This is a genomic window from Paenibacillus taichungensis (assembly GCF_013359905.1).
GTDB lineage: Bacteria > Bacillota > Bacilli > Paenibacillales > Paenibacillaceae > Paenibacillus > Paenibacillus taichungensis.
This window is the reverse complement of sequence record NZ_JABMCC010000115.1, coordinates 208,980-220,528: the sequence shown is the minus strand read 5'-3', so window position 1 is coordinate 220,528 and position 11,549 is coordinate 208,980. Positions and strand designations below refer to the sequence as shown.

General features: G+C 44.2%; 9 protein-coding genes and 1 other annotated feature. All 9 genes read right to left on the bottom strand.

The annotated features are described in order from the left end of the window. Positions 1 to 96 precede the first annotated feature (96 nt). Entirely contained in the window at positions 97 to 1,845 is a 1,749-nt protein-coding gene (locus tag HP548_RS20370) for a cache domain-containing sensor histidine kinase (protein WP_217504769.1), read from the bottom strand. Between the two features lie 3 nt (positions 1,846 to 1,848). Next, positions 1,849 to 3,423, bottom strand: coding sequence for a response regulator transcription factor (locus HP548_RS20365; RefSeq protein ID WP_099854494.1), 1,575 nt, complete (start codon positions 3,421 to 3,423; stop codon positions 1,849 to 1,851). 83 nt (positions 3,424 to 3,506) lie between these two features. After that, positions 3,507 to 5,225 carry an extracellular solute-binding protein gene (locus HP548_RS20360; RefSeq protein ID WP_246318139.1) on the bottom strand — a complete coding sequence of 573 codons (1,719 nt, stop codon included), beginning with the start codon at positions 5,223 to 5,225 and terminating at the stop codon, positions 3,507 to 3,509. Between the two features lie 89 nt (positions 5,226 to 5,314). Beyond that, on the bottom strand, positions 5,315 to 6,202 hold the full coding sequence (locus tag HP548_RS20355) for a carbohydrate ABC transporter permease (protein WP_175382662.1): 888 nt from the start codon (positions 6,200 to 6,202) through the stop codon (positions 5,315 to 5,317). Positions 6,203 to 6,232: 30 nt separating this feature from the next. Next, positions 6,233 to 7,105 (bottom strand): ABC transporter permease, encoded by an 873-nt coding sequence (locus HP548_RS20350; protein ID WP_246318169.1) that lies wholly within the window; start codon positions 7,103 to 7,105, stop codon positions 6,233 to 6,235. Positions 7,106 to 7,400: 295 nt separating this feature from the next. Continuing rightward, entirely contained in the window at positions 7,401 to 7,661 is a 261-nt protein-coding gene (locus HP548_RS20345; RefSeq protein WP_246318138.1) for a hypothetical protein, read from the bottom strand. A 346-nt stretch (positions 7,662 to 8,007) separates the two neighbouring features. Further along, positions 8,008 to 9,093 carry an aspartate-semialdehyde dehydrogenase gene (gene asd / locus HP548_RS20340; RefSeq protein WP_076291114.1) on the bottom strand — a complete coding sequence of 362 codons (1,086 nt, stop codon included), beginning with the start codon at positions 9,091 to 9,093 and terminating at the stop codon, positions 8,008 to 8,010. Positions 9,094 to 9,210: 117 nt separating this feature from the next. Then, positions 9,211 to 9,492: a binding site (T-box leader), on the bottom strand. A gap of 191 nt (positions 9,493 to 9,683) precedes the next feature. Next, positions 9,684 to 10,529: a class I SAM-dependent methyltransferase gene (locus HP548_RS20335; RefSeq protein ID WP_175382660.1), complete on the bottom strand. Its 846-nt coding sequence runs from the start codon at positions 10,527 to 10,529 to the stop codon at positions 9,684 to 9,686. Between the two features lie 146 nt (positions 10,530 to 10,675). After that, complete coding sequence (gene galU, locus HP548_RS20330) at positions 10,676 to 11,548, bottom strand: UTP--glucose-1-phosphate uridylyltransferase GalU (RefSeq protein ID WP_175382659.1); 873 nt, start codon at positions 11,546 to 11,548, stop codon at positions 10,676 to 10,678. Position 11,549: the final 1 nt, after the last annotated feature.

Genomic DNA, 11,549 nt, shown 5'->3' with positions numbered 1-11,549 from the left:
TGGAATATGAAGATGTATCGGCTCCTTTCATTTTAAATTGGGTACGCTTACAAAAAATACTATACCGAGCAACGATAAGTGTAACTTTGCACGGAACTACTCCTGTCTGGAAGGCGGAGACTTAATCGGAAAAACAATCGTAACTACCGTACCTGTTCCCACTTCACTACGAATACTCACGCCATAGTCCTTGCCATAATGAAGTTTGATCCTCTGGTCCACGTTGCGTATTCCGTATCCTATACCACCTGCTCCTTCGGTGAAAATTGCGTCTATAATCTCCTGTTTCATCCCAAGTCCATTATCGTGCACTTCAATGTGTACATGTTCTGCCTGCTTTTTTACCTTAATATGAATCTTGATCTCATCGTCATACCAGGCATGTTCCAGCACATTTTCGACAAACGGTTGCAGTATGAATTTAACTGTTTCCAGCCCTAAAGTTTCCGGTTCAGCTTCTAACTGATAATGAATTCGTTCTGCATATTTAATATTTTGAATATCAAGATACGTTCTAACAATGTGAAGCTCTTTCTCGACTTGAATCAGCATTTCTCCCTTGTTTAGGGTAAGACGATAAAACTTCGCCAGCGCACGAATCATCTCATGCAGCTTATCAATTTCCCCAAGCTTTGCCATGCGGCTAATCGAAGAAAACGTGTTGTATAAAAAGTGAGGATTTATTTTTGAATGCAAAATTTGCAGTTCTGCTTCCTTCTTCTCCAGCTTGCTCGTATAGACTTCATCAATTAATTGCTCTGTAGTGGAAGCCATTTCGTTAAAAGACTCCGCAATAATGGCAAACTCATCATTACCTGTGTATTGAATTCGCCGTTGTAGTTCCCCTTCTTTGAAAGCTTCAAGTGATACTACGAGTTTGGAGAGGCGGCTGGAGAACATACGTGCCATAATGAAACTGACAAGGGTCATGACAAGAATGCTGATGACACATATGATGATGGTCACGTTCCGAACTTTCTGAGAATTGTCCTTAAAGGATGCATTGGGGACCAGTGCAACGATCTGAACAGGAATATTGTGAATCGGTTTGGAGATTTTCAGATAATCACGGGATTCATTCAACTCCTCGGCAGTATAAGGCAAGGAACCGCCAGGCGAACTCGAATAGAGGAGCTGTTCATGCTGATCGAGTACAAACAGCTTCGTCCCTTCCCCTAATTGATTGAAGTCAACATCTTCAAAAATATCTTTCAACTTAACGGAAGCTCGAATAAGGCCAATGGACTGAAACGTTTCGTAATTAATGGCATGTCTTAACAAAGAGATATATCCGTATTTGGCATCGTTCTCAATTTGCTGCCATTTCATTTCGTCGTAACCGATGCGCAGATTCTGGTACCATGCCTTATCCACAATCCGGCTGGTATGCAGAATCTCATACTGTCTTTCTCCAGCGATCAACGATTGCTCCGTTTCATTGTAGTAAAATTCACTGATGGTAGGTGCATGCAAATACAGGGAGAGCTTGATTTTGGATTTGGGCAGATTGGTAGCCGATTCAAGTCTTGGCATCACATATTGCGTTGTCACCTGATACTTCTCCCAGTCCAGATAATAGCCCGAAAGCAACGTAGATAACCCCTGATCCTGATAGATTTCATCTGAACTGCGAATAATCTCCCCTACCCTGTATTCCACATTGCTTTGAATCTGACTCACTGCTACCTCAAGGTTATTTCGTGTATGTTCCTCCACTGAACGTGCTGAGGATATATAGGCATAACAACCAATGACTATAATCGGGATAATTACAAGTGCCAGATTGGATATAAGTAATTTATATAAAATGGGCAGGAAGCGTCGTCGATTGCTGTGTTGTATCATGCATCAACTCTGCTTTCTAAAATCGCCGGGCTTCATGCCAAAAGTTTCCCTGAACAATCGGCTGAAATAGGTGAGACTTCGATAACCAACCTGATCGGCGATCTCATAGATTTTGAGATTAGTAGTCTGCAGCAGATGCCTGGCATGTTCAAGCCGTCGGGCAGCAACATAATCACTAAAATTGACCCCTACCTTATCCTTGAACAGAAATCCAAGGTGATTCGGAGAATACGAGAAATGGGCAGCCAGATCCTTTAGAGTTACGTCTTGTGACAGACGCTGCCCAACATAATGTTCAATATCGGAGAATAACTTCCAATTGGACTTTTGCTTGCGCAAGTAGATATGTTCCGACCATTCGAACACGGTTCGTCTTAGCCAGGATTTAATATCATCCACCGTGTCGAACTGCTGAACGGTCTCAAATCCTTCTGCTTTCCACTTTGCAAAGTGAGGAAAATCACCTTGTGCCTCTGCATTCAAATATCCTTCGAGCCGTGACAGGACATGAGTAGAGAAATGGTGTACTTTGGACGAATCGGAAAAGGCCCGCACATGCTCAAACAGCTCCTCCACGGCATCACAGATTGTGACGAGATCATATGTGGACATCGCTGTAAAAAGCCGATCCAGCTGACTATTTACGTCCAGTACATCTCTTACAAGCGGAACATGCACCTCTCCTGGAGAGATAAGCCGATTTTTACCAAGAAACATTTTGCATCCGATTAAATTTCGCGCTTCATCAAAGGATACCGGCAGTTCGGTAACCCGATCCGTTTTTTGTCCAAAGCTGACCGTAATGGTAAAGCGGGACCGATCACGTATGTAATGGATAAGTTCGTTCAGATTCAATTCTATATCCCCAGCATCATAGGAATACATGAGTCCAATTCGGTCCGTAGACAATCGGCACCATGCCCCCCAATTTTTAGTTTCAATCCAGGACGTAATTTGGCGGAAAGTCAGCTCATGCCATCGTTCATATTCTTCATCTGTGAACAAGTGCTGCATATGATCCATTTCTATAATAACGGCATGGGCCGTCTCCGTTCGTGGGGGAAGCGGATAAAGCCGGGTGAAGGACTGCAAGGTTGGCGCATCAATACTACCTTCCATGAGATGCTTCAAGAAATCCTGTTTCACAAAATCAAAATGTTCAAGTGCATCGCTCCCATTGTTTGTCTCCAATCTGGCATTCTCTTCTCTCAGAACATGAACGATTTTTTGCAGAGTTGTCTTAATTTCATCGTCATCCACCGGTTTCAGGATATAGCCATCTGCTTTCAAATGAATAGCCTGTTTCGCATAATCAAAGTCCTCATAACCGCTGATAAATATGATTTTAAGCTCCGGCTGTTTCTGGAGTGCCATTCGGGCAAGCTCCAAGCCAGACATTACGGGCATTTTAATATCGGTAACGAGAATGTCCACATCATGATTCTGAAGGTAATGCAATGCGGCAAGTGGTTTGTTCCCCATGAAAGCGATCTCAATATTAAGTTCGTCCCAGGGAATAAGTTCACGCATACCGACCAGATCGTAATTTTCGTCATCGACCAACGCTGCTTTATACATGATCGTTCGACTCCTTAATAGAGAATAAAAGGGCGTGCCTCAGCACACCCACCGTTTTGACATCGTATAGCTTGGTTCTACTATCATTTCCCCATAATTTTAAGATTCTCCTGCCATTTGGCGGTTTTCCATTTCAGCACTTTGTCATATCCAAGCTTCACAGATTCCGCCTGAGCCTCCGCCAGAATACTCTTCACTTCTTCATCATTTCCGGCGAATACAAGACGAGGAATGACCTGCTTATAATAATCTTTCAACCTTTGGAGAATAATCCCTTCTTCCGAAGTTGCAAGAGGATCCAGATTGGAGAATTCAGTCATGTTTTTGGACGTTTTAAAGGAAACGGTGGACTGGGCAACCGTTGTCCAGTCTTGTGCTTCTTCGGGCAGAAGTTCTTCCCGTTTGGCTTTGACCACATCGACGTAACTTGTGTTACCGTACCAGTTAAACTCTCCAATCTTCATTTCGTCATATTTCTTCGGATCACGGTTAACATAGGCTTCATTCGGGATCGGAACGCCGTCTTTAACCTCATCATAGAACAATCCTTTCGGCCCAAAAAAGAGGACTTGCTGGCCTTCTTCACTGATCGCCCAGTTCATATAAGCAAAAATGGCTTCCGGATCCTTGGCATTCTTCGTAATGACATTCACGTTCCAGCCGAGCGTATTGTATCCACTCGGATACACCTTGTTTTTGTCCACGCCATCGGCATGCACCGGCCAGATGACATCATATCCCGCTTCCAGGTCGGCAGCTTGCAGATGGTTGTTAGCTTCACGCCCTATCCCTTCGACCACCGAATCAAAGGCACTGAATACAGCGACTTTACCATTTTTCAGTTTTTCCAAAATTTGATCACGTGTCTGGGTAAACGCATCTTTAGAAGTTAATCCCTCACGGAATAAACGACTTGCATACATGACGGTTTGTTCAAAAGCAGGATCTGTGTAAATAGAACTTAGCTGATCCCCCTGCGGTACACCAAATACACCTCCAGAACCCGGTGAAATAAATCCACCTGTGCGATCTTCCGCTGCTCCACTATAGAGCATGCTGATCATCTGAGATTCACTGTCACGCATTTCCCCAAAATCAATCGGAACGATACTGCCGTTATACCGCTCCTTTACCTGCTTCAGATAAGCCTCAAGCTCGCTCCAGGTTTCCACCTTCGGTGATCCCAATTCCTTGTAAATTTTACGATTCACAAGATAGGCTGCATTGCCATTTCCGTTATCACCACTAATAAACCAGTTCGGAATTTGGTATAACTTACCGTCCGCACTGCGGAGCATATTTATCGTCTCTTCCCCGATTGTCTTTACAAACTCGGGATACTTCTCCAGATAAGGGTCAAGCGCTACTAGCTGACCTGCACTGACTAGTCGTTCAACGTCTTTGCCTCGGTCAAGTACTATGGCATCAGGAAGTTTTTTGGCAACAATCATGGAATTGAGTTTGGTCGCAGCCGCTCCGTTGGATTGTACAGGTTCCATCACAACACCAAGCTCGTCTGTTATCCATTTGCCATGTGGGCGTTCTTCCCATGTTGGAGCTGTGTACCAGTCATAATTGACAAATTGGGTGAAGCTGACTGGTCTTACTTTTGATTTTGAATCCGCATTTGGAGAGACGGTTTCACCTGTCTTTATCTGCTCTTTGGTGTTTGCGCTTTCATTTACAGATGGACTTGCCCCCTCCTCGCCTCCTGTACATCCACTGATCATTAGTACTGCACTTAATGCCGAAAGGTGAAGCCAGCGCAGTGATTTACGTCGTTTTTGTTGTTTTCGTTCCATATTTGCCTTGCCCCTCTCTTATACATTTGTATGTTACACGTCTTCCTGTCCGTCAGACAAGAAGGCTTCATAACCATTTTGCGAGCAAACTACTCTTTAAGTGAGCCTACCAGAACACCTTTCACAAAATACTTCTGTAAAAATGGATAGATCATGAGAATAGGTAGCGTGGCCACCATCATCGTAGCCATCTGCAAGGATTTTACGGTAACTGTATTTTGCACCATACTTTGCGCATAACTGTTCAGATTGGTCATCAGCGAAGCCGTTGTTCCTGCGTTGATAATCTGGACCAACAACGTTTGCAGAGGGATCAAATTTTGATTGCTGATGAATACCGCCGGGATAAACCAGTCATTCCACAAAAATACAGCAGTAAAAAGTCCTAGGGTCGCCATCACGGGGCCGGATACAGGCAGCACAATTCGAAAAAATACACCAAAATTGCTGCATCCGTCCATTTTGGCCGATTCCTCCAGCCCGTCCGGAAGTTCCATAAAAAAGGTACGGAAGATGATCATGTTATACACGTTAACCATGCCATGAAGCACGAGGAATAAGAACGTATCATATAATTGAAGGTGATAGACAAGGATAAAGTACGGAATAATTCCTCCGCTGAAGAACATGGTTATTACGGCAAGAATCATGTAGGTTTTCTTGAACATGATCCCTTTTTTGGACATCGCATAAGCGAATAAAGATGTAAAAAGCAGTGCACATACCGTGCCAATTACTGTCCGAAGAATCGTGATGAGATACGCATTGTAGATATTTTTTTCTTGGAACACAACTGCATAATTCTCCAACGTAAATTGTCTTGGCCAAAAGGTGATCCCACCTGAGGAGGTATCGAAACCTACGTTCAACGACAAGACAAGGGAATTCCAGAACGGATAAAAAGTAATAAATGCCAGAATGCTCAACAGCGCATAGATCACGATTTTGAGAATACGATCTCCTGCAGACAGTTTCATAGACAATCTCCCACTCTTTCACTCGCGGTTTTACCACAAGCTAGTTTTTCCGAACTTTCTTGCCAATGTGTTCGCTACAACCAACAATGTTACACTTAATAACGATTTGAATAATCCTGCCGCGGTTGCATAGGAGAATCGTTGATTAACAATTCCCATCTGATAGACATAGGTGTCGATTACATCCGCAACGGGAAGAACGATGCCATTACTCAGGTTTTTTGTCAGTACCAGAATATCTTCATACCCTGCATTTAGAATGTTACCAATCCCCAAAATCAGAAAGATCATCATAATCGGCATAATATTCGGGATTGTAATTCGAAAGATCTGTTGGAAACGGCTCGCTCCATCGATGGAAGCAGATTCATATTGGGCGGGATCAATGCCGATAATGGCCGCTAGGTAGACAATCGAACCGAAGCCAATCTCTTTCCAGACATTTAAGGATACAAGGATTCCCCAGAAATACTCGGGTGTGGACATCCAGTTAACCGGCTCATGAATGAGATTTAGTGCGATCAGAAGCTCATTAACCGCCCCATTATCCACCGCAAGCATAGAGAATACGAGCCCAGAGATTACGATCCATGACATAAAATGAGGAACATAAGTGACTGTCTGAACGACTCGTTTGAACTTGCCTGCCACTTCATTTAACATCAGGGCCAAGATGATCGGCGCGGGAAAACCGATACACAGCTTGAGCAAACTGATGGCAAATGTATTTCGCATCACGCTCCAGAATTCCGGAGATTCAAAGAACATGCGAAAATGCATGAATCCAACCCACGGACTATTCTTCACTCCTGCAAACAAATTGTAATCCTGGAACGCAATAAAAATCCCCCACATGGGTCCATAGCTGAAGATCAGCAAGAATAACAGAGCAGGCCAGATCATAACCTGAAACTCCCACTGTCCTATAAACCTTTTCCACCCTGAAACCGATTTGGTCTGCGTAACTCCCTTTCCCAACAATTGTGGGTGGTCTGGCACATTTACTTTCTTCATTTTCCTCATCACCCACTTCGTCGCTTGATATTTCTATCGTAATCCCAATCCTCTTCATGGAATAGAACTACAACTAACGAAATGTGTACCTAATCAACGAACATGAGAAAAAACAAAATTAAAAAACGCCGACATTATTGTCGGCGTTCGAGTTAAAACTTTATCAAGCTACGTATTCATAAACCTAGTAATCTGAGAGTGAAATTCCAGCTCCAATAATAAGTACGAACACAAGAATATACACAACAATTCCGATCGCTGCCCACAGCAATGATGCTTTGGCATAATTGGCTTTCGAAGGGTTGGAATCTCCAAATGCCCAAACAAACAACATAATAATGTTTACAAGCGGAATCATCATAAGGAACAATGTGAGCATCCAACTACCGAAACTTACTGGCTGTGGTCCTGGCTTATGTACTCTTTGACTAGCAACTTCTGACATAATATTCCTTCCTCCTTTCTTCTTCATTTCAATTGCTACCTGCTAAGACAATCCACTTTTACTTTATAAAAGAAAAGTTTGCCGTTAATAAAAATACCTGAATTCTCATGAATTTACAATGTAATATTTACCATATTGGTTTTGCCCTTCATAGAATGATGATTGTAACGACATGAGCAGATCCCTTCTTCCCTAGTAACGGATATGTTTAGTAACGATGTCATCCAAATACCGAAGCAAAACGGTTTGAATTTAAAATACCCCTCTGTTCAACAAAAATAAATTCATCTTCTCAGATGCTCATACTCTTGTCTACTAAAAGGGGTTACCTGTCAGTGATATTCTTTTATTTCGGCTGAATATATCCTTCAGCTTTGAGCAATTCAGCGATCAATACAGCACCGCCTGCTGCTCCGCGCAGTGTGTTGTGAGACAGTCCTACAAACTTGTAATCATACAGGGAGTCCTCACGCAGTCTGCCCGTTGAAACGCCCATACCGCGCTCGATGTCACGATCCAGCTTCGTTTGTGGTCTGTTCTCTTCTTCGAAATACGTAATGAACTGTTTTGGTGCGCTTGGCAGAGACAGCTCCTGTGGGCGACCTTTGAACTGCAACCAACGCTCCAGAATTTCGTCTTTGCTTGGTTTTTTCTCGAAGTTCACAAACACGGTTGCCAGATGCCCATCCGTTACCGGTACACGAATACATTGTGTTGTAATTAATGGAGCAGATGCTTTGACGATTTGATTATTTTCGATGCTACCCCAGATCCGCAGTGGTTCCTGCTCACTCTTCTCTTCTTCTCCACCGATGTATGGAATGACATTATCGAGCATATCTGGCCAGTCCGTAAAGTTTTTACCTGCTCCAGAGATGGCTTGGTATGTGGAAGCTACAACCTGAGTCGGGTTGAACTCACGCAATGCGTGCAGTGCTGGCACATAGCTCTGAATCGAGCAGTTGGGTTTAACTGCGATGAATCCGGTTTTCGTACCCAGACGTTTGCGTTGAGCTTCAATCACGTCCAGATGTCCCGGGTTAATTTCCGGAATGACCATGGGTACATCCGCTGTCCAGCGGTGAGCCGAGTTGTTGGAAACAACCGGAGTTCCCGTTTTGGCATAAGCCTCTTCGAGCGCTTGAATTTCATTCTTTTTCATATCTACAGCACAGAATATAAAATCAACCTGGCTCGCAAAAGCTTCAACTTGGGAAGCGTCCTGCACAACAATGTTTTTCACTGCTTCCGGAATCGGAGCAGCGAGCTTCCATCTGCCTTGTACGGATTCTTCGTATGTTTTGCCTGCCGAGTTAGCACTTGCTGAAATAGCCGTTACTTCAAACCATGGGTGTTCATTGAGCAGATCCACAAAACGCTGACCTACCATTCCCGTTCCTCCGACGATACCGACTTTCAATTTTGCTGACATAAAATCATCATTTCCTTTCGGTGTGAGTTTCCTCTTATTAAACACTATTCAGGCGTTTCCAAAGCGTGTAGCCAACATCCCGGAAAAACCAAAAAATCCCATCCCCAAGACAAAAGTCTCAGGGACGAGATTGTTACACTCGTGGTACCACCCAGATTCGCCAATATGTCGCCATACCAGCCTCTTCGAGTTATTAAGGATAACTGCATTCAATTATGCCGTAATCCGCATATACTCTCGCTCTGTAACAGGAGCTCCTGTCACACCATCCCTCAATCCTGAAAGTTCCGATGTGCTGCTCTGAGTCTTTATTCAACAAAAAATTCTTTACTCCTTTTCAGCTGCCGGAGCTCTCTGTGAAAGAAACCTTTTATTTACTCATCTCTTCATCGCATTTGATATTGCGATTATAATATCAAAATTACTATCGTGAAGTAAACACATTTTTTTAGATCATGGAATTTATACGTTTTCAGCGGAGCTGAACAATTCAATTATCGCAAGAAAAACTTCAGCTAAACGTGGTCTGTCTTCTGTGAAAGTACGTCGATATACGTTTTTCTTATAAATTGCTGCAAATGGTTATTTCTCTACTGCTTTTTGGCAACAATCGCATACGTTCCCAGTGGACTCCCAGGCCCCGTCGCATGATGTGTCCGAAGTAATTTCAGTTCGGAAAGAAGAAGTGTTTTTACTTTGTCCGGGATCGGAAGCATTTGCAGTTCCACAGGGGCTTCTGCCAGTGTCATTTCGGTTTCCCAACGACCGTCCTGCAGTTCGGGAGAATGGATTGAAATCTCTTCCTTAATCGTCCACCCCGCCGCAGAGACAAGCTCTTGGATATCCTCCGGTGTAAAGAGCGTGCGCACATTGGAAAAGCTGTTCTCCTTGTAACATTCGACCTGGGACTGAATCAGAACGGATAACCAATGTGAGAGCTGGCTCACATCTGTAACTCGTGTATCCCATTCGGCGAAACATAGCTGATGTCCCCACGTCCTAACCTTGCTAAGAATCTGGGCGAGTTCGTCAAACGATTTCAGGTACCATGAACAATGGGAAAGCACGATCACATCAAACTCATTCTCGGCGAATTGAGCCTGATCACTTAGGATGTCAAACTCATAATCCATTCGAATTCGGTCACCCAGCGGAGATTTCAGCAGCTTGGCTGCCGCTTCCCCTACGGTCAGTGGTGCACCATAATCCTCTGGTGCAATATCTACACCATGAACGTACCCATGCTCCCCCACCAGATGTGCAAGCACGGCAGTTGTATCTCCCTGACCACAACCGATTTCCAGAACGCGGCTGCCTTCCTTGATTCCCCAAAAGAGTCCCAGTTTCAACCGATGCTCGGTCTGAATGTATTGAATGGCGGCGTTGTCCTCCACGTCCATATGCTTAATAAGATCCCTGATGATAGTCTGACTCATGATTCCTCACTCCTCAAAGAGCAACTTGAACTTCTTGCTCATTGTAGCGTGACAGGCACCATTGTACAATGCTGGAGTCTATGACAGGACCATAGCACGAAGGAGCCCCTCCTAAAAGCAGATCTAAACCTCTGCTACATATCTCCCTAGGCCCACTGCGTTGCAAGCTTCTGAAGATATGGTGTCAGCATGGGCTGTAGTTCCTTACGCATCAGTCCAATCTCTAGGATCGCCTGAATATATCCGAACTGATTACCAATATCGTAGCGGTGTCCTTCCAGTTCAAGAGCCAGCAGCTCTTCCACCTGGCTTACTTCTTTCAGCGCATCCGTTAGCTGATATTCTCCACCAGCACCTCTCTCGATTCGATCCAGAATGGGAAAGATGGAAGGTTTCAGAATGTAACGTCCCATCACAGCTGTTCGGGAGGGCGCTTCTTCAATTGAAGGTTTTTCTACCAGATTGGTAATTCGGTGAACCCGATCCTCTGCCCCTTGTGAATCGATAATCCCGTATTTACTCACGTCAGCAGGTTGCACCTGCCGCACGCCAACAATCTGGCTTCCTGTTTTTTCATATAAATGAATCATCTGTGCAAGTGCTGGTGGATCTGACACCATAATATCATCTCCAAGCAGTACGGCGAATGGATCATCTCCCACAAACTGACGAGCACATCCAATCGCATGGCCCAATCCAAGCGGTTCTTTTTGCCGGATAAAATGAATACTTGCCATTTCGCTGATCGCTTGTACCTCTTCCAGTAGTGCTTGCTTGCCCTTGGCGTACAGGGAATGCTCCAATTCAACCGATTTGTCAAAATGATCTTCGATCGATTTTTTATTGCGTCCGGTTACGATGATGATATTTTCAATGCCCGATTGTACTGCTTCTTCCACAATGTATTGAATCGCCGGTTTGTCCACTATTGGCAGCATTTCTTTGGGTTGTGCTTTGGTTGCCGGCAAAAATCGGGTGCCTAGCCCCGCTGCCGGAATGACTGCTTTTTTAATTCTCATA